This window comes from Corallococcus sp. bb12-1 (assembly GCF_026626765.1).
Lineage (GTDB): Bacteria > Myxococcota > Myxococcia > Myxococcales > Myxococcaceae > Corallococcus > Corallococcus terminator.
This window is the reverse complement of the sequence record NZ_JAPNJZ010000034.1, coordinates 167509-188492: the sequence shown is the minus strand read 5'-3', so window position 1 is coordinate 188492 and position 20984 is coordinate 167509. Positions and strand designations below refer to the sequence as shown.

29 protein-coding genes and 1 riboswitch are annotated in these 20984 nt (G+C 68.3%); of the genes, 17 read left to right on the top strand and 12 right to left on the bottom strand.

Features of this window, described 5'->3' with window-relative positions; all coding sequences use genetic code 11:
* Positions 1-18: 18 nt before the first annotated feature.
* On the bottom strand, positions 19-288 hold the full coding sequence (locus OV208_RS39990) for a DUF2277 domain-containing protein (RefSeq protein WP_267579231.1): 270 nt from the start codon (positions 286-288) through the stop codon (positions 19-21).
* A gap of 140 nt (positions 289-428) precedes the next feature.
* On the opposite strand from OV208_RS39990, the gene OV208_RS39985 reads away from it, so the two are divergent.
* Together OV208_RS39985 and OV208_RS39980 are read left to right on the top strand one after the other, a co-directional pair.
* Complete coding sequence (locus OV208_RS39985; protein ID WP_267579230.1) at positions 429-812, top strand: hypothetical protein; 384 nt, start codon at positions 429-431, stop codon at positions 810-812.
* A gap of 21 nt (positions 813-833) precedes the next feature.
* Positions 834-1520, top strand: a complete 687-nt coding sequence (locus OV208_RS39980; protein ID WP_267579229.1) for a hypothetical protein — start codon at positions 834-836, stop codon at positions 1518-1520.
* A 7-nt stretch (positions 1521-1527) separates the two neighbouring features.
* Here the strand turns inward: OV208_RS39980 and OV208_RS39975 are convergent, their stop codons facing one another.
* Entirely contained in the window at positions 1528-2295 is a 768-nt protein-coding gene (locus OV208_RS39975; protein WP_267579228.1) for a polysaccharide lyase, read from the bottom strand.
* Between the two features lie 136 nt (positions 2296-2431).
* On the opposite strand from OV208_RS39975, the gene OV208_RS39970 reads away from it, so the two are divergent.
* The 7 genes from OV208_RS39970 (at position 2432) to OV208_RS39940 (ending at position 8170) form a co-directional block, all read left to right on the top strand.
* Positions 2432-3169, top strand: coding sequence for a dienelactone hydrolase family protein (locus tag OV208_RS39970; protein ID WP_267579237.1), 738 nt, complete (start codon positions 2432-2434; stop codon positions 3167-3169).
* A 55-nt stretch (positions 3170-3224) separates the two neighbouring features.
* Positions 3225-3296: riboswitch (guanidine-III (ykkC-III) riboswitch) on the top strand.
* 17 nt (positions 3297-3313) lie between these two features.
* The gene (gene sugE / locus OV208_RS39965) at positions 3314-3640 is read left to right on the top strand and encodes a quaternary ammonium compound efflux SMR transporter SugE (protein ID WP_267579227.1); all 327 of its coding nucleotides are present in this window, start codon (positions 3314-3316) and stop codon (positions 3638-3640) included.
* A gap of 72 nt (positions 3641-3712) precedes the next feature.
* Positions 3713-4750 carry an AHH domain-containing protein gene (locus tag OV208_RS39960; protein ID WP_267579226.1) on the top strand — a complete coding sequence of 346 codons (1038 nt, stop codon included), beginning with the start codon at positions 3713-3715 and terminating at the stop codon, positions 4748-4750.
* 38 nt (positions 4751-4788) lie between these two features.
* Positions 4789-5406, top strand: coding sequence for a hypothetical protein (locus OV208_RS39955; protein ID WP_267579225.1), 618 nt, complete (start codon positions 4789-4791; stop codon positions 5404-5406).
* Positions 5403-6167, top strand: a complete 765-nt coding sequence (locus OV208_RS39950; RefSeq protein ID WP_267579224.1) for a hypothetical protein — start codon at positions 5403-5405, stop codon at positions 6165-6167. Before OV208_RS39955 ends, OV208_RS39950 begins: the two co-directional genes overlap by 4 nt.
* Before the next feature lie 20 nt (positions 6168-6187).
* A complete protein-coding gene (locus tag OV208_RS39945) occupies positions 6188-7288 on the top strand; it encodes a hypothetical protein (protein WP_267579223.1) in 1101 nt (366 codons plus the stop codon).
* Between the two features lie 126 nt (positions 7289-7414).
* A complete protein-coding gene (locus OV208_RS39940; protein ID WP_267579222.1) occupies positions 7415-8170 on the top strand; it encodes a class I SAM-dependent methyltransferase in 756 nt (251 codons plus the stop codon).
* Positions 8171-8173: 3 nt separating this feature from the next.
* Here the strand turns inward: OV208_RS39940 and OV208_RS39935 are convergent, their stop codons facing one another.
* Positions 8174-8611 (bottom strand): DUF3592 domain-containing protein, encoded by a 438-nt coding sequence (locus OV208_RS39935; protein WP_267579221.1) that lies wholly within the window; start codon positions 8609-8611, stop codon positions 8174-8176.
* Between the two features lie 208 nt (positions 8612-8819).
* On the opposite strand from OV208_RS39935, the gene OV208_RS39930 reads away from it, so the two are divergent.
* Positions 8820-9569, top strand: coding sequence for a glutathione S-transferase (locus OV208_RS39930; RefSeq protein WP_267579220.1), 750 nt, complete (start codon positions 8820-8822; stop codon positions 9567-9569).
* Here the strand turns inward: OV208_RS39930 and OV208_RS39925 are convergent.
* The 3 genes from OV208_RS39925 to OV208_RS39915 are packed head-to-tail and all read right to left on the bottom strand — an operon-like array spanning position 9533 to position 11024.
* A complete protein-coding gene (locus OV208_RS39925) occupies positions 9533-9829 on the bottom strand; it encodes a Carotenogenesis protein CarS (protein ID WP_267579219.1) in 297 nt (98 codons plus the stop codon). The two genes, OV208_RS39930 and OV208_RS39925, sit on opposite strands and share 37 nt — an antisense overlap.
* Entirely contained in the window at positions 9826-10485 is a 660-nt protein-coding gene (locus tag OV208_RS39920; RefSeq protein ID WP_267579218.1) for a DUF1109 domain-containing protein, read from the bottom strand. Before OV208_RS39920 ends, OV208_RS39925 begins: the two co-directional genes overlap by 4 nt.
* Entirely contained in the window at positions 10485-11024 is a 540-nt protein-coding gene (locus tag OV208_RS39915) for an RNA polymerase sigma factor (RefSeq protein WP_267579236.1), read from the bottom strand. The genes OV208_RS39920 and OV208_RS39915 overlap by 1 nt, the downstream gene beginning before the upstream one ends.
* Before the next feature lie 188 nt (positions 11025-11212).
* Here OV208_RS39915 and OV208_RS39910 point away from each other — a divergent pair, with 188 nt between their 5' ends.
* Positions 11213-11749, top strand: a complete 537-nt coding sequence (locus tag OV208_RS39910) for a DUF2378 family protein (protein WP_267579217.1) — start codon at positions 11213-11215, stop codon at positions 11747-11749.
* Between the two features lie 75 nt (positions 11750-11824).
* Complete coding sequence (locus OV208_RS39905; protein WP_120545432.1) at positions 11825-12313, top strand: FKBP-type peptidyl-prolyl cis-trans isomerase; 489 nt, start codon at positions 11825-11827, stop codon at positions 12311-12313.
* On the opposite strand, the gene OV208_RS39900 is transcribed toward OV208_RS39905, so the two are convergent.
* The 6 genes from OV208_RS39900 to OV208_RS39875 form a co-directional block, all read right to left on the bottom strand.
* Positions 12307-13581: a DEAD/DEAH box helicase gene (locus tag OV208_RS39900; protein ID WP_267579216.1), complete on the bottom strand. Its 1275-nt coding sequence runs from the start codon at positions 13579-13581 to the stop codon at positions 12307-12309. The genes OV208_RS39905 and OV208_RS39900 overlap by 7 nt on opposite strands.
* 96 nt (positions 13582-13677) lie before the next feature.
* On the bottom strand, positions 13678-14529 hold the full coding sequence (gene fghA / locus OV208_RS39895; RefSeq protein WP_267579215.1) for an S-formylglutathione hydrolase: 852 nt from the start codon (positions 14527-14529) through the stop codon (positions 13678-13680).
* A complete protein-coding gene (locus OV208_RS39890) occupies positions 14526-15638 on the bottom strand; it encodes an S-(hydroxymethyl)glutathione dehydrogenase/class III alcohol dehydrogenase (RefSeq protein WP_267579214.1) in 1113 nt (370 codons plus the stop codon). The genes fghA and OV208_RS39890 overlap by 4 nt, the downstream gene beginning before the upstream one ends.
* Positions 15639-15793: 155 nt before the next feature.
* Positions 15794-16549, bottom strand: coding sequence for a response regulator (locus tag OV208_RS39885; RefSeq protein WP_267579213.1), 756 nt, complete (start codon positions 16547-16549; stop codon positions 15794-15796).
* A 20-nt stretch (positions 16550-16569) separates the two neighbouring features.
* A complete protein-coding gene (locus OV208_RS39880; RefSeq protein WP_120533040.1) occupies positions 16570-17862 on the bottom strand; it encodes a sensor histidine kinase in 1293 nt (430 codons plus the stop codon).
* Positions 17863-17953: 91 nt separating this feature from the next.
* Positions 17954-18379 carry a hypothetical protein gene (locus tag OV208_RS39875; RefSeq protein ID WP_267579212.1) on the bottom strand — a complete coding sequence of 142 codons (426 nt, stop codon included), beginning with the start codon at positions 18377-18379 and terminating at the stop codon, positions 17954-17956.
* 133 nt (positions 18380-18512) lie between these two features.
* Here OV208_RS39875 and OV208_RS39870 point away from each other — a divergent pair, with 133 nt between their 5' ends.
* Genes OV208_RS39870 through OV208_RS39850 form a run of 5 tightly spaced genes read left to right on the top strand, consistent with a single transcriptional unit; the run spans position 18513 to position 20896 of the window.
* Entirely contained in the window at positions 18513-19289 is a 777-nt protein-coding gene (locus OV208_RS39870) for a HesA/MoeB/ThiF family protein (RefSeq protein WP_267579211.1), read from the top strand.
* On the top strand, positions 19277-19516 hold the full coding sequence (locus OV208_RS39865; RefSeq protein ID WP_120544336.1) for a sulfurtransferase TusA family protein: 240 nt from the start codon (positions 19277-19279) through the stop codon (positions 19514-19516). Before OV208_RS39870 ends, OV208_RS39865 begins: the two co-directional genes overlap by 13 nt.
* Before the next feature lie 2 nt (positions 19517-19518).
* Positions 19519-19791, top strand: coding sequence for a MoaD family protein (locus OV208_RS39860; protein ID WP_267579210.1), 273 nt, complete (start codon positions 19519-19521; stop codon positions 19789-19791).
* A 7-nt stretch (positions 19792-19798) separates the two neighbouring features.
* Positions 19799-20425, top strand: a complete 627-nt coding sequence (locus OV208_RS39855; protein WP_267579209.1) for a ThiF family adenylyltransferase — start codon at positions 19799-19801, stop codon at positions 20423-20425.
* A gap of 6 nt (positions 20426-20431) precedes the next feature.
* A complete protein-coding gene (locus OV208_RS39850; protein ID WP_267579208.1) occupies positions 20432-20896 on the top strand; it encodes a Mov34/MPN/PAD-1 family protein in 465 nt (154 codons plus the stop codon).
* The last annotated feature ends 88 nt before the right edge of the window (positions 20897-20984 follow it).

Below are 20984 nucleotides of genomic sequence, written 5' to 3'. Positions count from 1 at the left end.
CCCAGGTGCCCTGAGACTTCAGCGGGGTTCGGCCCTCTTGAAGCGCAGCTTCTTGAGGGCCTCGAACTTCGCCCGGTCCTTGGGCGGGGTCGTCGCCACCAGTCCTTCGAGCATGCGCTTCGAGCTCTGGTAGATCTCCTCGACGGCGACATCGAAGGCGTCGGTGTTCTGCTTGGACGGCTTGCGCGTGCCGGCGATCTTCCGGACGAACTGGAGCGCCGCCGCGCGGACGTCATCGTCGGTGGCGGGGGGCGCGAAGTTGAAGAGGGGCTTGATGTTCCGGCACATGCCCCAAGTCTAGGCGACCGGGAGCCACTGCGCCGCGTCTCCTCGTGCCGAGCCCTCCGGAATTCCCAATCCTTCACGTCTTTCCAAGACACAGGCTGGGGGGATTCCGTGACACCGCGCGGGAATGGTATGCGTCTGGGATGGAAGCAGCACCCGCCGCCCTCTGTCCCAGACATCCTGAAACGCTCGCGGAAGGCACCTGCACCCGGTGTGGCACCTTCACGTGTGTCCTGTGCCGCAAGTGGCTCGGGGCGCACGGGCTGTGTCCCGCCTGCCAGGATTTGGGCCGGACGGAGAAGCCCTCCGGGCGGGCCATGTTGTCGCTGGTGTTCGCCACCGTGGGCTTCTGCGGCTTCGCCCCGGGGGTCGTCGGACTGGTGTTGGGACAGCAGGAACTCAACGCCATCGAGGCCGGCACGGCGCCCGCGTCGGGGCGGGATCCGGCGCTGATCGCGCGCAACGTGGGGTGGTTCCACGTGGTGATGCTCTTTCTCGCCTTCCTGGGGCTGTACAACCACCTCTGAGCCGGGGAAGGGAGTCCATCGATGGGTGCATTGAAGCTGGCATTGGAAGAGGGCGGTCCCCGGCGCCTGGAGTTGTCCTGGAGCGGGAACTGGCGGGACCTGAAGGTCGAGTTGGACGACCAGCCCGTCGGTGAGGTGGCCGACCATCTCCAGTTGGAGCAGGGCGTGGAGTTCAAGCTCCCGGACGACAGCGTGCTGCACGTGCAGCTGCTCCACGTGCCGACGCCGGAGCTACAGGTGCTGCGCGACGGCGCGCCACTGCCCGACGAAGCGACGGATCCCGTCCAGCAGGTGCGCACCGCCACGTTCCTGCTCTACGGGCTGGCGGCCTTCAGCGTGGGCCTCGCGATGGTGTCGCTCGTCATCACGAACAAGGTGCGCCAGCAGCTCCCGGTGAGCGCGTCCAACCTCCTCTTCGGAGGCGTGCTGGCCGTGCTGGGCTTCTTCATGTTCAAGCGCTCACGGGTGGCGCCCCTGCTGGCCATCCTGCTGTATTCGTTCGACACCCTCTCCACGGTGTATCTGGCGATCACCTCGGAGAATGTGGCGGGCGTGTCCGCGCTGATGGGACTCGTCATCCGCATCTTCATCTTCGGTGTGCTCGGCAGGGGCTTCCTGGGGGCGCGGGAGCTGGCGCGGCGGGAGAAGCAGACGCGGACCGCCGTGCCCCCAGTCCTGGGCCCGGCGGTCGCGTTTCCGGAAGCCTAGCGCGCGGCTACCACTGGGAGGGATCGGCGTCGGCGAAGGTCGTGCCGGCGGCGATCTCGTCGAACCAGATGCTGCGGTTGCCCTGGCTGCCCTGCATGTAGCCGTTGTCGTACCAGCCATTGGCATACAGGCCGACGCGGAACTGGAAGTAGCGGTCGTCGGACACGGTGGTGCTCAGGTTGTACTGCTCCAGCACCTTGATGCCGTCGAACCAGAGCTTGAAGAAGCCGGTGCCGTCGCTGGCCCACTTCGCCTGGATGATGACCTTGTGCCATTCCCCCGCCGTCACCGTGGCCAGGTTGCCGAAGGTGACCGTCTTCTGATTGCATACCGAGCCCTGCTTCACGCGCGTGAAGAGCTGGTTGCCGGAGAGCCACACCATGGTGGACGGCATGTAGTCGTCACAGCCGGTGTTGGAGAAGTCCGCGATGAACTGCGCGATGTTGTAGGACTGGGGCTGGAACTGCCAGTCCGCCTGCAGCCGGAACGCGAAGCCGTAGAAGCCCGTGTCGCCGCGCCGGTACACGTTGTTCTTCACGACCTCTGAATGGTAGCGGCCGTTGTAGGACGGGTCGTAGATCTGCGTCACCTTGAGCGCCGTCGGCCCCTCATAGGTGACGTTCGTCACCTCGTTCACCGTGCCGTTGTGCTCCCGATTGATGGCGTTCCAGCCGGAGAGCGTGCCGGTATTGCGGAAGATTTCCGCCGCCTCCGCCACCAGGCCGAACGCGAACAGGGAAACACCCGCGGCAATGCCTACGTTCTTGAGCTTCATGGCAGGGAGTCCTTTCTGGACTTTTACACTGATGTTGATTCTATCTAGTTTTACATGTTTTTCAAGTTAAACCCCAGGCATGTTTGTTAGACTGGGTCCTCCCCTGGGAGGACTCATGACTGCAATGCGCCGTCTGATGTTGTGCTTGGGTTTGGTGGTTTTTCCCGCGCAGGGTGCCTTCGCGGCACAGGGAGAAATCCTGGCCCGTCCGTATGGGACGGTGCCCGGGATGAGCCTGGGCTTCTGGGAGTATCTGCCCCTGGGCTACGACGACGCGCCCACCGAAACGTTCCCGCTGGTGGTCTTCCTGCATGGGACGGGGGAAGTGGGCAATGGCAGTGCGACGGCCCTCGAGAAGGTGATGGGCCTCAACGCGCCGCCCCGGCTCATCCGCAACGGACGTGATTTTCCATTCATCCTGATCGCGCCCCAGCGCTTCAACGCGTTCATCTCGGTGGGGGAAATCGACGCCATCATCGAGTACGCGAAGGTGCACTACCGGGTGGACCCCAGCCGCATCTACCTGACGGGCATCTCCGCGGGCGCCATCCAGACCTGGGCCTATGCGGCGGTGCACTACAACAAGCTGGCGGCCATCCTCCCCATCGCGGGGAATGCCTCCAGCCTGAACCTCTGCCCGGCGGCGGCGTCGGGGCTGCCTGTGTGGGCCTTCCACGGCACGGCGGATGGACAGGTCTCCCAGTGGGGCTCCATCAATCCGGTGAACCAGATGAACACCACCTGTTCGCCCGCCGCGAACCCCGCGGCGCTCCTCACGCTCTACCCGGGCGTCGGGCACGATTCCTGGGGTCGGACGTTCGATGGCTCGGCGGGGCATGACGTCTACGCGTGGCTGTTGGGCCATTCGCTCTGAGCGCCCGGGAAGCCGTGGCGGAGGAGGTCGCGCGGGGTTAGGGTGGAGGATGCGTGCGAGCCCCCGGGGTGGGGGCTCGGAGCCCGGACGAGGTGCGCCGTACCCGGTCACGACAAGACGACGCTCTCACGGGAGTGGTGCGTCATGTCGTCGTGGATCCTCCTCATCATCGCCGGCCTGCTGGAAGTGGCCTGGGCCATTGGCCTGAAGTACACGCAGGGCTTCACCCGGCCGCTTCCCAGCATCCTCACCATCGCGGGAATCATCGCCAGCATGGGCCTGCTGTCCTATGCGGCGAAGACGCTGCCCATTGGCACGGCCTACGCGGTCTGGGTGGGCATTGGCGCGTTCGGCGCCGCTGTCATGGGCATGGTGCTCTTCCACGAGCCCGCCACCGCGCCCCGGCTGTTCTTCCTGGGGTTGTTGTTGGTGGCCATCGTGGGGTTGAAGGCCACCAGCGGCGGTCACTAGCGACTCGTGGCCGTCAACGGCCTGTCAGGCAATGCTGTCCCCCCAGGCCAGAGGGCTTGGATGGGGGGAACCGTGGCCGCGAAGCACTACCAGACACAGAAAGCGCTCAAGCGGGAGCACGAGAAGAAGCCCCACGGGAGCGGCTGCATCTGGAAGCACTACATCCCCAAGGGTGACTGGCAGGGACACCCCTGCCACTACCAGAACAACAGCTTCAAGATCTCGAAGGGCGCGCGTGCGGCGAAATACAAGCCGGACGCTTCCCGGGTCGAGCAGGTCCGCGGCAAGCAGGGCGAACTCAAGAAGCAATACGCAGAGTCGCTCAAGGCCCATCGGGAGGTGTCGGAGAAGAGGCTGCGCGACCTCTCCCAGGAGCGTTCGGCGGCCAAGGCCAGCGGAGAAAAACTCCCTGGCCGCTTCCACTTCCGGTGGTTCGTGACGCTGAAGCAGGTGGAGGCACTGCGAAAGCTGGACCCGAGCGAACTCTTGAACCGGTACTTCGACGCGTTCTCGGATGCCTTCAAGCGCCTGGCCATGAATGACAAGGCTTGGGAGGTCGGGCACACGCTGGAGCCGCGCTTCGTCAATGCCCGGTACCTGGGATTGGCGGGGAGCCTGAAAGCCCAGGCCCTGGGCGTGGTGGCCCCCGTGGGCTTCGCGCCGAACCACGACCTTGCTCGGCTGGGAGCGTGGTACCCGTATGACCACGAGCACCATCACATCATCCCGGACACGTCGCTGCGCAACGGCATGCTGCGCCTGTCCGACGCACAGACCTCGTTCCAACAGCGCCTCTCCGTGTTGATGGAGTCGAAGTGGAACGTCCACAACGAGAAGAATGTCATCCTGCTGCCGGATGACGTCACCATCGCGGACATCCTCGGGCTCCCGGCCCACTGTCCCTGGGGCTCGACCGGGCATGAGGCGTACTCCGAGCAGGTCGAGTCCTCCATCGAGAAGCTCGCCGCGCGAATCGACGAGGAGCTCGCCGCGAGCGAAGAGGATGCGCACGAGGCCGAGAAGAAGGCGGGAGCCCGTTTGAAGCGCGAGTTGGATGCGCGGGCGCAAAGCTTGTATGAACAGATTGTGAATAGGCAATTGTCCCTTTAGGACCACTGCTGTTCCCGAGTCATGGACTGTGACCCACGATGCCCCAGACCCGATTCTCCTACTTCACATTGCCGCACTTCCCGGGCCCGGAGATCGCCGCGACCGAACCGTTCACCGGGCGCCACCTCCCCAAGCCCATTCGAACCCGCTGGGGCGTACCCATTGGGATGGACTTTCATCCGGCCACGGTGGTGACACTCTCAGCGAAGTCGGGTCCTCGCTTCACGAACTTCATTCATACGACGACCCGACTCATCCTTGCCTCGGAGAACGTGTGCGGGCTCTTCGAAGCCGAGGGCGTGACCCGAGTGCAGGCGGAATTTCTGCCGTTTGTCCTCCATGACAAGAAGGGCAAGGTCCGGCCCGAGAAATACCTCCTCGTCAATCCGCTGCTGAAGTTTCCCTGCTTCGACTTCGAACGATCCTCCTTCACCTTGTTCTCTGATGAGGAAGCGACCACGCCCGGGGTGAAGGAGATCTGCGTCATCGAGAAGTTACAGGTGCGGGAGGACCAGATCCCGGCGGACGCGAAGCTGTTCCGGCTGGCGGAACACCCGGACGTGAAGCTCATCCGCTCCGACCTGTTGGACGCGCTCAAGGCCCAGGGGCTGGACAGCGGGCTGGCGGTTCTGCCGCTGGGAGGGTTCCTGACGTGAGTCTCAAGACGCTGGAGTTCACCCTCCGGAACCTGGGTACCCTGCTGATGCGGCACCTGGATCAGCTCTCGGACGCGGAGCCGGAGCCATCGAAGCTGTTGGAGCTCAGCCAGCTCTACCGGCGCATCGGCATTGGCCATCTGCTGGCCCACCATGATGTGCGTGAGTTGGCCGAGAACCTCTTCAGCAGCGCGGAGACGTATCAGATGCTGCTGCGCATGCAGGAGCCGGACGTGGTCGTCCCTCGCTCGCTCCTGGCTCGGAGCCGGGGCCTCCCCTTGCTGGATGCGCTTTGCATTGGTGCCTGGGATCTGGCTCGGGAAATGGATGGCTTGATGCCAGGGACGTGGTGGTCCGACGTGGAAGAGGAGGAGGACTTCCTCTTCTTCAAACTCCTCCCCGCGCTCATCGACGGGAAGGTGGAGCCCACGGATGGGCGAAGACTGGCAGCCCTGCTGGAGGCGACAGGGACCGCGCGCCTGCGCGCTGTCGACGCCGTGCTCCGCGCGGATGAGCGGGACTTCGAGGAGGCGCTGCGGACGCTGACGGATGACTGGCGTATCGCCATCGAGCAGGACCGGGAGACCCGCCCGGTGGATCCCTATTTTGACCACACGGAGGCCCAGGTGTTCATCGAGGGGGCCGCGCTCGTGAGGCTGGCCCGGATGCGGGGACTGAAGACCGAGGGTCGGTACGATTTCATCCCCGCTTCCATCCTGCGGGACCTCACGCAGGTACTGCCGTCACCCGTCATGGGCTGAACGACGAACAGGAGTCGGTCATGCGGCTGGCCCTCACCGGGATGGGAATGCTCAGCACCCTGGGGGACGACGTCGTCTCTTCGTGCGCGGCGCTTCGTTGCGGCATGGCCCGCCCCGCGCCGCTGCGCTTCGACGTCTACTCGGAGGATGAAGAGGAGGGCGTGGCGCGTGTCGTGGGGCATCCGCTCCAGGGCCTCACGAACGGGTTCGAAGGGCTTGGGCTCTACACCCTCATGGCGGCGCATGCCTTGGGCGACCTTGTCCGGTACGCAGGTCTGGATCGAGGGGACCGGGCGTTCTGGTCCGCCACGGCGGTCTTCCTCTGCTTGTCGCGTCCGCGCATGGAGGAACTGGGGCCGGTATTCGAAGCGCTGTTGGGAGAGCGGCTCGTTCCAGCGGTCCTGGCGGAGTTGGAACTGCCGGGCGTCGCCGGGCCGGGGCGGCGTTTCATGTCGGGCCATGGCTCGGTGCTGGAGGCCGTCCATGTGGCCGGGCAGGTGCTTCACGAGGGTCGGGTAAAGCGCGTCATTGTCCTGGCCGTGGACAGCCTCGTGGGCGGTGACGACGTCATGTGGCTGGCGCAACGGGGGATGCTCAAGACTCCGGAGCGACCCGTGGGGTTGATGCCAGGACAGGCCGCGGCGGCGCTCCTGCTGGAAGGCGAGACCGAGGCGCGTCGGCGTGGTGCCCGGATGGAGGCGTTCATCGATGCGGTCCACGTCGGGATGGAGCCCGACAATCGAGAGCGTCGGAGTTCCGGCTCGGGGCTGGGATTGGCGGAAGTCCTGACGCGAACCCTCGGAGGGCGCCGGGTCGTCCTCGACGCCTATGGAGACCTGAACGGGCAGGATGCCCGAGCGCGGGAGTGGGGAAGTGCGCTCGTGCGTCTGTCGGGCACCCATGACCTGCCGACCGCGCCCCGGTGTCCCGCGCTCTCCCTTGGCGACACGGGGGCGGCGAGTGGCGCCATCGCGATTTCCGCTGCCGCACGTTCCTTTGTTCGTGGGTACGCCAGAGGGACGGAAGTGCTTGTCTGGTCCAGTTCGGACACAGGTGAGGTCGCCTCCGCCCTGGTTCTCCAGGGCGACCGTCCCGAGCGCGTGGCGCAAAGGAGGGATTGAGCCTGACCGTGAAGCCCCAGCCCGCTGCCGGGCCGAATCGAAAGATCGGCCGATGCCTTCCCAATCGCCGCCCTTCGCTTCCTGCCGTTGCCCTCCTACAGAGAGGGGACGGCAAGGAGCGGAACGATGGTGGATCTGGCGACAGCGGTGACCGCGGTGACGGAGCGCATGTTGGTCGACGCGGGCATTCGCGAGGGGATGCGTGTGCTCGACGTCGGCTGCGGCAGGGGCCTGGTCTCCCTGATCATCGCGCGCCTCGTGGGCGAGCGCGGACAGGTGGTGGGCGTGGACATCGATTCACGCGCGCTCACGATGGCGCGGGAGACGGTCCAGGACTCCCGCATCACCTTCGTGGAGGGCGACTTCCGCTCGCTCGCCTCCGAGCACGGCCAGTTCGACGCCGCCGTCGGAAGACGCGTGCTGATGTATCAGCCGGACGCCGTGGAAGCGCTGCGCGGGCTGGCCCGGGTCCTGCGCCCCGGGGGTTTGATGGCCTTCCAGGAGCACGACTCGACGGTGGCGCCGACGAGTCTCAGGCCCCTCCCGCTTCACGCGCGGGTGCGTGAGTGGATGTGGCGCACCGTCGAACGCGAAGGTGGGAACGTGCACATGGGCTTCGGCCTCGCCTCCGCGCTCACGCGGGCGGGCCTCACGGTGGAGCACCTGCGGGCCGAGGCCATCGTGCAGACCCCGGAGATGCACCATTCCGTGGGCCCCATCATGCGCGCGATGCTTCCGCGCATCCTGGAGCGGGGCGTGGCCACGGAGGAGGAGCTCGGCATCGACACGCTCGATGCGCGCCTCATCGAGGAGCGCACGAAGGCGGATGCCACGTACATCGGCGAGATGATCTTCTGCGCTTCGGGACGGATGCCCCGGTAGGCGTCACCTCCTGTTGGGGTCGGTGAGCTTGAAGAACAGCACGGCGCCTCCCAGGCAGAGCAGGCCGAAGAGTGCCGTGATGACGGGGCCCAACCAGGGGCCCTCGGCGCCAGCGAAGAACACCGTCTGCGTGCGCGGGTCCAGACGCAGCTCCACCTTTTCACCCATCCGGTCCGGTCGGTCCGAGCGCACCTGTTCGACCAGTGCCTCCCGCGAGCCGCCCTCCGCGTCGTAACGCACGCGGTACTTGAAGCAGGTGTAGTGGTAGCGCCGCTTGTTGCGGTCCTTGCCGCTGCACCGGTCTTCTTCGTGGCCGCTGATGACGCCCGACACGTTCACGGCATGGGCCTGGAAGTCGGAGGCGCTCCGATACAGCACGACGGAGGCGACGAAGAGGCCCACGGCGAAGGCCCCCAGGAGGCCAACGCCAACCCAACGCATGGACGGACTGATCACAGGTGCCTGCTCCCCGGTGGTGGATGCCCCGGACCCTTCCCGGGCCGCGCGGCATGCGCTGGCATCCTAGCGGTTTTCGACACCCCGCCCGTGCTGGACTGTGGGGGACTGAATCCTCCCCCGACACGGTCCTTCCGTTACGGGGGCCTCACGGGCGGAGGATGCGCGCCGGCTCCCACGCGAGGACACGACGATGAGCGACGCGAAGTTTCACCTGTACTACTGGCCGGGCCTCCCGGGCCGTGGCGAGTTCGTGCGACTGGTGCTGGAGGAGGCGGGCGCGGACTGGGTGGACGTGGGCCTGCTGCCGGAGTCACAGGGCGGTGGGGCCAGGGCCGTCATGGAGGCGCTGGGGCAGGGGGCCGTGCCCGCGTACGCGCCGCCGGTGCTCAAGGTGGGCGACCTCGAAATCGCCCAGGCTCCCAACATCTGCTCCTACCTGGGCGAACGCTTCGGCCTGGTGCCCCCTGACGAGGCAGCCCGGCTGCACGCGCGTCAATTCCAGCTCACCGTCGCGGACGTGGTGGCGGAGGCGCACGACACGCACCATCCCATCGCGGTGATGAAGACCTACGAAGAGCAGAAGGAGCCCGCGAAGGCCCGCGCCGAAGTCTTCCGCACCCAGCGCATCCCGAAGTACCTGGGCTATTTCGAACGCGTGCTGAAGGCGAACACGCGGGGCGGTGGCAGGTATCTGCTCGGCGGCGACTTCAGCTACCCGGAGCTGGGCCTGTTCCAGCTCGTGGAGGGCCTGCTCTACGCGTTCCCCAACGCCATGCGCCGCATCGCCCCGCAGGTGCCCGGCGTGATGGCCCTGCGTGAGCGCATCGCGGAGCGTCCCCGCATCGCCGCGTACAAGAATTCCAAGCGCGCCCAGCCCTTCAACCCGAAGGGCATCTTCCGCCACTACGTGGAGCTGGACGAACCGAACGCGATGAAGTGACCCTGCGGCACGGCGGCGACCTCGCGGGCGAAGAACAGGTCCTCGCCCACGCCGTGCACGCGCACCTGGATGAGCGGATCCGCTGGGTACTGCCGGGATGGATCATCGAACACCAGCGCCACGACGACGCCCACACGGTCCAGGAACCGCTCCGTGATGGGGTCGTCCGGCTCCGTGCGGACGATCATCACCGCCGCGCCAATGCGCACCGGCGCGCCGTCCACGTCTTCTGTCAGGATCAGAGAGGGGTCGTGCTTCATGGAGCGTAGGTCCGGGGTTTGAGTCGTTTCGACAGGCCCCACGTCATCAGGGCCAGGAGCGCCCAGGCGCCCAGGTGATACGCGGCCACGTGTCCGGCGCCCTGTTCGCAGGCCAGCTCGCCCACGAACGCGCCCACCGTGCCCGCAGCCAGTCCCGCCACCACCGCGCGCAGCGGATCGAACGCCGTCCAGCGCAGCGCCACCACCGCCACCACCAGGGGCACCAGCGCCATCGACACATGGCCCGCGGTGCAGACCCAGGCGGGAAGATTGGACGGGCCCAGGGGCGCCGCCCGGGTGAGCACCAGCAGCGCCGCGCTCACCGCCGCCATCCCCACGCCCACCCACCGCAGCGGACGACGACGTGGCGCCAGCGCGCCCCACGAACACACCGCGCTCGTGGACAGCAGCATCGCCAGCATGGGCGCTCGGCCCATCAACGCCGAACCCGAGGCCTGTCCCAGCACCATGAGCACGCCCGTCACCGCCAGCGCCATGCCCGCGCACGCGGCGAACAACCCCGCCGCCTGCGACCGCCAGCGCCGCACCGGCTGCCGCAGGGACAGCTCCGCGCGCGACGCGGCGAGCGCGCGCTCCATCGCCCGGGGATCCAACCGGGGCGGGGGCGAGGACAGCGGGTCGGAAGGGGCGGGCATCAGACCTCCTCCAGCCCGCCGAGCAGCTCGCGCAGCTTCTCGTAGCCCCGGTGCGCCCGCAGCCGCGCCGCGCCCGCGCGGATGCCACGCATCTGGGCGATCTCGTCGAAGGACCAGCCCTCCAGCTTGCTCAGCACCACCGCCTCGCGCTGCTCCACGGGGAGCTGCTGGAGCGCGTCCTCGATGCGCCGACGCAGCACCGGGTCGCCTTCGGGCGCGGGCACCGACGTGGGACCTTCCGGGGTCGCGTGCGCATGGGCATCCACGTGCTGCTGGTGCCGCAGGGCGTCCCGGGCCGCGTTCGCCGCGATGGTCAGCAGCCAGGGGGTGAAGCGCGTGCCCGGCTCGTAGCGCCCCCGGGCGCGGATGACCGACAGGAATGTCGTCTGCATGAGGTCCTCCGCCAGCGGTCCATCCCTCACCATGCGCGTCAGGAACCCGTGCACACGTCCGGCGTGCCGGGCGAAGAGCGCCTCGAAAGCCGAGTGATCTCCCTGACAGAACAAGTCCATGAGCGCTTCGTCCGTGACGCTCCCCATCGTCTGGCTCACGGACGGCCCTTCTCGGAATTCGTTTCCGGACGCGGACGGTTGATGCTCAAGACCTGCCAAGGGCTTGAAACCACTGGCCCCCGCGAAGCCTTTGGCAGGGGGATCCTTTCCCCGAAGCGACCGGGTACTGTCGCGCGTCTTTCCGGTCTCCTCGCGTTTTCACACTTCGAGCGCACATGTCCCCGGCCGAGGTCGTCATCCAGAACACGTTGTTCGAGTCGCTCCTGCGCTGCGTCCGGATGGACGCGTCGCTGCGGGAGCGGCTGGCGGCGGCGGGGTACGACCCGGACCGGCCCCGCGCCTCCTACCCGGCGTCGGTGTTCCTGAGGTGCCAGAACCTGGTGCTCGCGTATGCCTACGCGGGCCGGCCTCCCCAGGAGGCATTGCGGCAGATGGGGCGCGACCTGGTGCGCGGCTTCTTCGAGACGCTGGTGGGCAAGGTGGTGAACGTGGCCCTGAAGGTGGCCGGCCCCGAGCGCGCGATGAAGCGGGTGGCGCTGAGCTTCCGTGCGGTGATGGAGCCGGTGGAGATTCAATCCACGGAGCTTGCGCCGAAGGACTGGCGGGTGACGTTCCAGGGCTACCCCTTCCCGGCGGAAGCGGCGGCGGGATGCTGTGAAGAGGCGCTGCGTCAGTCCGGGGCCGCGAGTCCCACGGTGGTGCTGGAAAGCGACACCGGTACGGGCCGCTTCGAGCTGCGCATCCGTTGGTAGGACGTCGTTGTGCACGCGGTAACGGTGGTCATCATCCTTCCACCGAGGCATGGCTGAATGCGCTATGAGGGCCCCATGAAAATCGGCAAGGACAGCGTTGTCGCCATTGATTACAAGCTCCACCTCGGTGACGGAGTCGTGGTGGATGAGAGCGAAGCGGGAGATCCGCTCGTCTACCTGCACGGCTACGAGGAGATCGTCCCCGGCCTGGAGAAGGCCCTGGAGGGCAAGGCCGCCGGTGAGTCGCTGAAGGCGACCGTCTCCGCGGCGGACGGATACGGGGACTACGACCCGGAAGGCGTCGAGGAAGTTCCGCGCACCGAGTTCCCCGAGGACCTGGAGATCAAGGCCGGCGGCATCCTGAGCGCCACGGATCCGGACGGGGACGAGGTCGACTTCCTGGTGAAGGAAGTGAAGAAGGACACCGTGCTGGTGGACTTCAACCACCCCTTCGCCGGCAAGGAGCTGCACTTCGAGGTCACCATCAAGGAAGTGCGCGCGGCGACGCCCGAGGAACTCGAGCACGGCCACGCGCACGGCCCCGGTGAGGACCACGATCACTGACGGTCGGGGCCCTTCTTCTGGCCCTTGCCGTGGGAGCGGGCATGGCGCCCGGGCGTCGCATCCGCGGCCCGGGTGGAGCGGCCATGGTCGGCCTGGGGAGGACCCGGGTCGCGCTGCTTCGCGAGGAACGCCTCCATCTCCTTGCGGAAGATGGGGCTCTTGCGAGGCACTTCCGCGAGCGGCAGCTCCTGGCGGATGATGCTTTCGATGTCGCGCAGGGTGCGGCGCTCCACGTCCAGCGCGAACAGTGACGCCCGCCCGCTGGCCTCCGCGCGAGCGGTGCGGCCGATGCGGTGCACGTAGTCCTCCGGCCCATGCGGGATGTCCAGGCTGATGACGTGGCCGATGTCGTCCACGTCCAGGCCGCGCGCGGCGAGGTCGGTGGCCACGAGGCAGCGGTACTGCCCCCGGCGGAAGCCCTCCAGCGCCTGTTTGCGCTGGGCCTGCGTGCGGCCCGCGTGCAGGGCGGCGGACTTGTGGCCCGCGGCGGCGAGCAGCTCCTTCATCTTGTCCGCGCGGGCCTGGGTGCGCACGAACACGAGCGCGCTCGCCTCGTCCTCGGCGAGCAGCGTGAGCAGCAGCGGCCACTTCTCCTCGGGCTTCACCATGTACAGGTGCTGATCCGCGCGCGGCGCGGGCGTCCCGCTGGGGGTCACCTCCACGCGCACGGGCTTGTTGAGCGCGCGCTGCCCGAAGCGCGCCACGTCCGCGCCCAGCGTCGCGGAGAACAGCAGCGTCTGGTGCTTGCGCGGCAGCGCCTGGAGGATCTGGTTGATCTGCGGCAGGAAGCCCATGTCCAGCATCCGGTCCGCCTCATCCAGCACCAACGTGCGGATGTGCGACAGGTTCACGGCCTTGATGCCCAAGAGGTCCACCAGACGGCCCGGGGTGGCGACGATGAGGGTGGGGCGCTCTTTCAGCTCGGCCACCTGGGCGTTCATGTCCTCGCCGCCGATGATGGTGATGGGCAGCACGCGCCGGGGCTCGCCGAAGAAGCGGGCCTGTTCGGCCACCTGCTGCACCAGCTCGCGCGTGGGGGCGAGGATGAGCCCCAGCGTGCCGCGCTCCCCCGCGAAGCGTTCAATCATGGGGAGCAGGTAGGCGGCCGTCTTGCCGGTACCGGTGGCCGCGCAGCCGATGACATCACGGCCAGAAAGCGCGGGAGGAATGGCCTGCGCCTGGATGGGCGTGGGGGTACCGAAGCGGGCGCGCTTCACGGCACCCAGCGTTTCGGGAGACAGGCCCAGGGACTTGAAAGTTGCACTCATGCCCCCACGCCTCCCACGTCCAGGCCGGGGAGGGAAGGGGATTGACACACAAGCAGGCGCGCCCCAGGCCTGTCTGGGGCGCGCCGGGGTGCCTTTTCAGGCCGCGTTCAGGGCTGCCGCATGGTGGCGCAGGTGGTCTTCCATGAACGTGGAGACGAAGTAGTAGCCGTGGTCGTAGCCCTCCTGCATGCGCAGGGTGAGGGGCTGGCCCACCGCGTCGCACGCGTCCTTGAGGAAGGACGGGTGGAGCTGATCCGGCAGGAACTTGTCCTTCGTGCCCTGGTCCACGAGCAGCGCCGGCACGCGCTTGCCGGAGCGGAGCAGCTCGGTGGCGTCGTACTCGCGCCAGGTCTGCTCATCCGGGCCCAGGTAGCCGCCGAAGGCCTTCTTGCCCCAGGGGCTGCGGATGGGCGCGCCAATGGGGGCGAACGCGGACACCGAGCGGTAGCGGCCGGGATTTCGCAGCGCCGTGACGAGCGCGCCGTGTCCTCCCATGGAGTGGCCGAAGATGCCCTCGCGGTCCATGCGCGCGGGGAAGTGCGCGCCGATGATGCCGGGCAGTTCCTTCGTGACGTACGTGCCCATGCGGTAGCGCGCGTTCCACGGCGCCTGGGTGGCGTCCAGGTAGAAGCCCGCGCCGGTGCCGAAGTCCCAGTCGGTGTCTTCACCCGGGATGCCCGCGCCGCGAGGGCTGGTGTCCGGCGCCACGAGCATCAGGCCCAGCTCGGCCGCCACGCGCTGCGCGCCGCCCTTGGCGGGGAAGGTCTCCTCGGTGCAGGTGAGGCCCGCCAGGTAATACAGGACTGGGACCTTGCCGTGCTTCGCCTGGGGCGGGGTGAAGACGCTGAAGCGCATCTCGCCGCCGCAGGCCTCGGACGCGTGCTTCCAGAAGGACTGTGTCCCCCCGAAGCACGCGTGCTCGCTGACGAGCGTGGGCGCGGCGCTCATGCGTACTTCACCACGCTGCGGATGGACTCGCCCCGGTGCATCAGCTCGAAGCCGTGGTTGATGTCCTCCAGCTTGAGTGTGTGGGTGATGAGCGGGTCCACCTGGATCTTCCCGTCCATGTACCAGTCCACGATCTTGGGCACGTCGGTCCGGCCGCGCGCGCCGCCGAAGGCGCTGCCCTTCCACACGCGCCCGGTGACGAGCTGGAACGGCCGGGTGCTGATCTCCTGCCCCGCGCCTGCCACGCCGATGATGATGCTCTCGCCCCAGCCGCGGTGGCAGCACTCCAGCGCCTGGCGCATGGTCTTCACGTTGCCGATGCACTCGAAGCTGTAGTCCGCGCCGCCGCCGGTGAGGTTGACGAGGTACGGGACGAGGTCGCCCTCCACGTCCTTCGGGTTGACGAAGTGGGTGAGGCCGAACTTCTCCGCGATCTCCTTGCGGGCGGGGTTCAGGTCCACGCCGACGATCATGTCGGCGCCCACCATGCGCGCGGCCTGCACGACATTGAGGCCGATGCCGCCCAGGCCGAAGACGACGACCTTCGCGCCCGCTTCCACCTTCGCCGTGTAGACCACTGCGCCCACGCCGGTGGTGACGCCGCAGCCGATGTAACAGACCTTGTCGAAGGGGGCGTCCTCGCGGATCTTCGCGACGGCGATCTCCGGCAGCACCGTGTAGTTCGCGAACGTGGAGCAGCCCATGTAGTGGTGGATGGCCTGCTTGCCCAGGCGGAAGCGGCTGGTGCCGTCCGGCATCAGGCCCTTGCCCTGCGTCGCGCGGATGGCCGTGCACAGGTTCGTCTTCTGGGACAGGCACGACTTACAGCCGCGGCACTCCGGCGTGTAGAGCGGGATGACGTGGTCGCCCTTTTTCACGCTGGTGACGCCGGGGCCCACGTCCACCACGATGCCCGCGCCCTCGTGGCCGAAGATGGCGGGGAACAGGCCCTCCGGGTCCGCGCCGGAGCGGGTGAACTCATCCGTGTGGCACAGGCCGGTGGCCTTGAGTTCAATCAGCACCTCGCCCGCCTTGGGGCCCTCCAGGTGCACGGTTTCGATGCTCAGGGGCTTGCCGGCCTCGAAGGCGACGGCGGCGCGGACGTCCATGGTGGGGCTCCAGGGTTGGAACGAAGAGTTCCCCCACTGTAGAGGCCACGCACTGCGTCGGCTGTGAAAAGTGGGGACTCAACGCATCAGGGAGTCCACGCCCGGACCCCGCGCATGCGGGCGTTTCCGCCCGGAGCGCGAGGCCGCGTCCGCCACTACACGGAGATGAGGCCCTTGCGGATGCCCTCGGTGACGGCCTCCACGCGGTTCGTCACCTCCAGCTTCCGGTAGATGTGCTCCAGGTGCGTGCGGATGGTGGCCTTCGACAGGGTGAGCAGCCGGGCCGCCTCGCTGTTGGACACGCCCTTGGCGATGAGCTGGAGGATCTCGCGCTCGCGATCCGACAGGGGCTTGAGCAGGGGCTCCTGCGCGAAGGTGTCCTGGGGGGCCGGTGCCGGCGCGGGGTCCACGGCGGAGGGCGCCACGGCCAACGGTTCGGTGGGCACGGGGCTGGAGTCCGGCTCCACGCGAAAGTGGCGCAGCAGGCGCCGCGCGAGGTTCGGCTGGATGACGGTGCCCCCGGCGCGGACCTCCTTGATGGCTTCGACGATCTTGTCCACCGTCGCGCCCTTGAGCAGGTAGCCGGAGGCGCCCGCCTTCACGGCCTCCAGCACTTTGTCCTCCTCGTCGAAGATGGTGAAGATCAGGATCTCCATCTTCGGAAAGCGCGCCTTCACTTCGCGCGTGACGTCGATGCCGCTCATGCGCGGCAGCCCCAGGTCGAGCAGCAGCACGTCCGGCGCCGCGCGCTCCACCTCTTCCATCGCGGCCTCGCCGGACAGCGCGGTGCCCACGATGTCGATGTCCGGGTGGCCCTCGAAGAGACGGAGCTGGTTCTTCAGGATCTTGGTCTGGTCCTCCACGACGAACACGCGGATGGGCAGGGTGGGGGCGGCAGGGGTCGGGTCCACGGGGCGGGGCTCCGGGTGCGTCAGGCTGAAAGACAGGGAAGGGAAAAGGCCACCTGGGCGCCAGCGCCAGGCGCCGAGTCCACCACGATGGAACCACCGAGCTTCATCGCCCGCTCACGCATGTTGAGCAGGCCGTAGTGTCCGCGCGGCGTGCGGCCCGGGTCGAAGCCCTTGCCGTTGTCGCGCACCACCAGGTGCACGCCCTCGGCGCTGAAGTCCAGGCGCACCTGGACCTCCTTCGCTTCGGCGTGCTTCGCCGCGTTGGACAGGCACTCCTGGAGGATGCGGAACAGCGCGAGCTGCGCGTCCGGAGGCAGCTTGCGCGTCAGGCCCGTGCGCTCGAAGCGGATCTCCTGGCCGGTGCGATCGCGGAACGTCTTGACGTAGTCCTCCAGGCCCTGCGCCAGTTCGAAGTCGTCGCGCATCATCCGCAGGTTGCGGCGCAGCTCCTCGATGGACTCCTCCGCGGTGGCCTTCATCTCGCGGATCTCCGAGCGCAGCCCGTCGTCCTCGCGCGCCATCGCCATGTTCAGGATGTACTCGGCCTGGATGATCATGGAGGACAGGGACGCGCCCAGGCCGTCGTGGATCTCCCGCGCCAGCCGGTTGCGCTCCTCCACCACGGCCAGCTCCTTCAAGTCACCCTGCAGGGAGACCACCTCGCGGTGCGCGGTGGCCTCGCGCTCGTTCAGGTACACGAGCACGTAGACGATGATGAAGTTGAGGCCCAGGTACCAGAGCAGGGTGAGCAGCTCCACCGCCGTCACGGACCTGTCCAACAGCAGGTCCAGCCGCGTGGTGACGGGCAGCGCCAGCAGCGGCGGGAGGATGGCCAGCGGCTTGGGGAAGAGGATGGCGAAGAGCGTGGTGAACAAGAGCTGCGTCGCCAGCAGCGGACTCTGGAGTCCGCCGCCCACCTGGGGCCGGGCGATGAGCACCACGGTGATGAGCAGGTCGAAGCAGAGCGTGAGGTACGTCACCCACCGGCCCGCCTTCGGGTGGTCGATGACGAGCAGGTTCGCGACGCTGTAGAGCAGCATCGCGAAGTAGCCCACGAAGGAGATGGGGCCGCTGAAGCCGAAGTAGCCGCTCCACGCGGGCACCGCGAGGATGAGCAGGCCCAGCGTGAGGAACATCATCCGCGCGTAGAACAGGGCGCGGGCCCGGGCGACGAAGCGGTCCTGCTCCCAGGAGGCGGCCGCCTGCTCCGCGGACACGTTGTCCGTGAGGTTGCGGCGCTCCAGGACGGCGCGGACGCGGGCCCGCAGGTCGTGGGCCGGGTGCTGCTCGCCGTCTCTCAGCTCGCTGTCCATGCGCCCGGCAGCTTACGGGACGTTCCCCAGGGAGCGGAATTCCCGGAGCCAATCGGTCGTCTTGCCTGCCGGGCGAGGGCGGGGGCGGGCGCTATTTCCCGGCGCCCGCGTCCACGCACGCCGCCTTCGCCTGCGGCTGCTGCTTGAAGACGAACTCCAGGCGGTCGCGGCTCTCTCCGGTGCGCTCGTCGAACAGGGGCGTGCCGCCCGCGTACATGGTGCCCTCCTTGCTGCCGTAGCGGTCCAGCTTGTGGGACTTGAGCCAGCCGTCCACGCATGACTCCAGGGCCAGCCGGTCGCTGGCGCCCGAGTCGAAGCTGGAGGCGGTGGTTCCCCCCGAGTCCGGGGTGCCGGCCTCGGCGGTGGGCTGGGTGCCGTCGGGGGTGCCCGACTTGAGCTCCTCGCGGACGGTGCCCGTCTGGGTGGCGGCGTCCGGGCTCTCGCCGGTGTTCTTGTGGCAGCCGACAGCCAGGGACAGGAGGGTGGAAAACACGAGCGCGCCGGTCAGGTTTTTCATATGTCCTGGCTGGTGAGGGCCGCTTGTGACGGCGGCGGTGGCGACAACGGAGTGAAGGCTTCGGGAACGTCCTGGAATCCAGACGTGGAGTCGCCGCACCATATTCGTTCGATCCTCGCGGAGCACCAGTCCCATGCACGGCCACCCTGATACCGACCACCACGCGCGCATTCCCCACGCCACCCGCATCGAGCGCTCCCGCGTGCTGGTGGTGGGCGCGGGCGGCCTGGGCTGTCCGGCGTCGCTGGCGCTCGCGCAGGGCGGGGTGGGCCATCTGACGCTGGTGGATCCGGACCGGGTGGACGTGACGAACCTGCACCGCCAGCTCTGGCACCGCACCGGGGACGTGGGCCGCTTCAAGGCCGACTCCGCCGCCGCCGGCCTGCTGCGAGCCTTTCCCACCTTGAGCGTGGAGGCCCTGCCCGAACGGCTGGACGCGAACAACGCGGAGGCCCTCTTCCGCGCGCACGACCTGGTGGTGGACGCCACGGACGGCGTGGCCACCAAGTTCTTCCTGTCGGACGTGGCGGTGCTCACCGGCGTGCCCCTGGTGTACGGCGGCGTGCTGCGCATGCAGGGACAGGCCCTGCGCATCGATCCCGGAGGGCCGTGCCTGCGCTGCCTCTATGAGGAAGCACCCCCGGCGGACGCGGTGCCCACGTGCGCGCAGGCGGGCGTGTTGGGCTCGATGGCGGGGCTCATCGGCGCGGTGCAGGCGCTGCTCGCGCTGGAGCTGCTGGCGGGCGCCGCGGGCCGGACGCGCGGCGAGGCCACCCTGCACGTGCTCGACGGCGCGACGCTGGAGGGGCGCACGGTGAAGGTCACGCGCGCGCCGGACTGTCCGGGGTGTGGCATCCAGTCGCTGCCCCCATTCCCTTCGTCCCAGGAGGACACCGCATGCCCGACATGACGGCGACGTTGGACATCACCCGCGAGGTGTGTCCGATGACCTATGTGCGCACCAAGCTGAAGCTGGAGTCGTTGCCCACGGGCACGCTGCTGGAGGTGCTCCTCAAGGGCGAGGAGCCCCTGAAGAACGTGCCCCGCAGCGCGCGCGACGAGGGCCACGAGGTGGTGTCGCTGGAGCCGCGCGCTGACGGCACCCACCGGTTGCTGGTTCGAAAGCAGGGGAAGTGATCATGGCCACGGTTCGCATTCCCACCCCCATGCGCACTCTGACGCGCAACCAGTCCGAGGTGCAGGCCACGGGCGCCACCGTGCGCGACGTGCTGAGCGACCTGGACGCGCGCTACCCCGGCATGGGCACCCGGCTCCTCGATGAGCGCGGGGCGGTGCGCCGGTACGTGAACATCTTCCTCAACGACGAGGACGTGCGCGCCCTCCAGTCGCTGGACACCCCGGTGAAGGACGCGGACCGGATCACCCTCATCCCCGCCATGGCGGGAGGCTGAAGGCCGCATGGCACTGAGCGAGGATCAGATCCTGCGCTACTCCCGGCAGATCCTCTTGAGGGAGGTGGGCGGGCGCGGTCAGGAGGCCCTGCTGTCGGGCGGCGCGCGGGTGGACGGCCTGGGCGCGTCCGGCCTCACCGCGACGGCATACCTGGCTGGAGGAGGTACGCCGGTGACGGGCGTGGGAGGGCTGACGATGGGCCCCTGGTCGCCGGGGTTCCTGGCCTCGGCGCACGACGTGGGCCGGCCGGTGGACGCGATGCTGGCGCAGGTGGTGCCGGAGGTGAACCCGGACGCGGCGGGCACACCCGGGGGCGGCCTGCTCGCGGAGCTGCCCGCGGCGTGGAGCGGCGAGGCGCCCTGGGTCGCGCTGGGCGGTGACGGCGCGCGTGGCGCGGTGGTGTTCCGGGGTGCCGACGGGTGCGTCTGGTGCTTTGGTGAAACGGTGCGCCACCTGGGGACGCCGCCGGACGGAGCCCTGGGCGTGGCCCTGGGGGCACTGGGCGCGCTGGTGTTCCAGCGGCTGCGGTTGGGCATGGGCCCGTCGCTGGGCGGCCGGTGGTTGAGCGCCCCGGGCGCGGTGGCGCACCTGGAGCCGCGCCAGTGCTCGCGCTGCAAGGCCGCGAAGCCCTGATCCGCCATGCGTGGCCCCGTCTTCCCTCCGGAGGTCCTCGCCCGGATGATCCACCACCTGGAGGCCGCGTGGCCCCATGAGGGCTGCGGCGTGATCCTTCAAGGAGAGGGTGGGGAAGGGGAGGAGGGCCCCTGGCGCGTCGTGCCGCTGCCCAACGTTTCTCCTACCCCGCGCGTCGCCTACGCCTTCGCCTCGGACGCGTGGCTCCGGGTCTGCCTGGAGGCGGATGCGCGGCGGGAGACCCTGGTCAGCGTCTTCCACTCCCACATCGACACCGCCGCCACCTTCTCCGCCGAGGACCGCCGGCAGGCCGCTCCAGGAGGTGTCCTACTTCTGCCGGGTGTGTCGTATGAGGTGATCTCCATCCAGGAGGGAAGGGCGACCTCTGCCTCATCCTCTCAGTGGATGGATGGCGATTTTCAGGGAGTTCCGATCCCACTGCCGGATTTCAGGTTTGAAAAACCCTTGTAAGGGCAGGCACTTGATCGCTTGGAACCCCCACCTGCGGAAAGGTGGGTCCGAATTGTCAAGTCAGTGGGTTTTCGTCTATAAAGCAGCG

Bases quoted from the DNA above. Each gene is read 5' to 3' on its own strand.
- OV208_RS39880 (WP_120533040.1), bottom strand. From the start codon at position 17,862: ATGGACAGCGAGCTGAGAGACGGCGAGCAGCACCCGGCCCACGACCTG.
- OV208_RS39980 (WP_267579229.1), top strand. From the start codon at position 834: ATGGGTGCATTGAAGCTGGCATTGGAAGAGGGCGGTCCCCGGCGCCTG.
- sugE (WP_267579227.1), top strand. From the start codon at position 3,314: ATGTCGTCGTGGATCCTCCTCATCATCGCCGGCCTGCTGGAAGTGGCC.
- OV208_RS39900 (WP_267579216.1), bottom strand. From the start codon at position 13,581: ATGAGTGCAACTTTCAAGTCCCTGGGCCTGTCTCCCGAAACGCTGGGT.
- OV208_RS39945 (WP_267579223.1), top strand. From the start codon at position 6,188: ATGCGGCTGGCCCTCACCGGGATGGGAATGCTCAGCACCCTGGGGGAC.
- OV208_RS39935 (WP_267579221.1), bottom strand. From the start codon at position 8,611: ATGCGTTGGGTTGGCGTTGGCCTCCTGGGGGCCTTCGCCGTGGGCCTC.
- OV208_RS39915 (WP_267579236.1), bottom strand. From the start codon at position 11,024: ATGGGGAGCGTCACGGACGAAGCGCTCATGGACTTGTTCTGTCAGGGA.
- OV208_RS39865 (WP_120544336.1), top strand. From the start codon at position 19,277: ATGCCCGACATGACGGCGACGTTGGACATCACCCGCGAGGTGTGTCCG.
- OV208_RS39860 (WP_267579210.1), top strand. From the start codon at position 19,519: ATGGCCACGGTTCGCATTCCCACCCCCATGCGCACTCTGACGCGCAAC.
- OV208_RS39870 (WP_267579211.1), top strand. From the start codon at position 18,513: ATGCACGGCCACCCTGATACCGACCACCACGCGCGCATTCCCCACGCC.
- OV208_RS39955 (WP_267579225.1), top strand. From the start codon at position 4,789: ATGCCCCAGACCCGATTCTCCTACTTCACATTGCCGCACTTCCCGGGC.
- OV208_RS39920 (WP_267579218.1), bottom strand. From the start codon at position 10,485: ATGCCCGCCCCTTCCGACCCGCTGTCCTCGCCCCCGCCCCGGTTGGAT.
- OV208_RS39970 (WP_267579237.1), top strand. From the start codon at position 2,432: ATGTTGTGCTTGGGTTTGGTGGTTTTTCCCGCGCAGGGTGCCTTCGCG.
- OV208_RS39855 (WP_267579209.1), top strand. From the start codon at position 19,799: ATGGCACTGAGCGAGGATCAGATCCTGCGCTACTCCCGGCAGATCCTC.
- OV208_RS39910 (WP_267579217.1), top strand. From the start codon at position 11,213: ATGTCCCCGGCCGAGGTCGTCATCCAGAACACGTTGTTCGAGTCGCTC.
- OV208_RS39985 (WP_267579230.1), top strand. From the start codon at position 429: ATGGAAGCAGCACCCGCCGCCCTCTGTCCCAGACATCCTGAAACGCTC.
- OV208_RS39890 (WP_267579214.1), bottom strand. From the start codon at position 15,638: ATGGACGTCCGCGCCGCCGTCGCCTTCGAGGCCGGCAAGCCCCTGAGC.
- OV208_RS39990 (WP_267579231.1), bottom strand. From the start codon at position 288: ATGTGCCGGAACATCAAGCCCCTCTTCAACTTCGCGCCCCCCGCCACC.
- OV208_RS39975 (WP_267579228.1), bottom strand. From the start codon at position 2,295: ATGAAGCTCAAGAACGTAGGCATTGCCGCGGGTGTTTCCCTGTTCGCG.
- OV208_RS39925 (WP_267579219.1), bottom strand. From the start codon at position 9,829: ATGAAGCACGACCCCTCTCTGATCCTGACAGAAGACGTGGACGGCGCG.
- OV208_RS39940 (WP_267579222.1), top strand. From the start codon at position 7,415: ATGGTGGATCTGGCGACAGCGGTGACCGCGGTGACGGAGCGCATGTTG.
- OV208_RS39850 (WP_267579208.1), top strand. From the start codon at position 20,432: ATGCGTGGCCCCGTCTTCCCTCCGGAGGTCCTCGCCCGGATGATCCAC.
- OV208_RS39905 (WP_120545432.1), top strand. From the start codon at position 11,825: ATGAAAATCGGCAAGGACAGCGTTGTCGCCATTGATTACAAGCTCCAC.
- OV208_RS39875 (WP_267579212.1), bottom strand. From the start codon at position 18,379: ATGAAAAACCTGACCGGCGCGCTCGTGTTTTCCACCCTCCTGTCCCTG.
- OV208_RS39930 (WP_267579220.1), top strand. From the start codon at position 8,820: ATGAGCGACGCGAAGTTTCACCTGTACTACTGGCCGGGCCTCCCGGGC.
- fghA (WP_267579215.1), bottom strand. From the start codon at position 14,529: ATGAGCGCCGCGCCCACGCTCGTCAGCGAGCACGCGTGCTTCGGGGGG.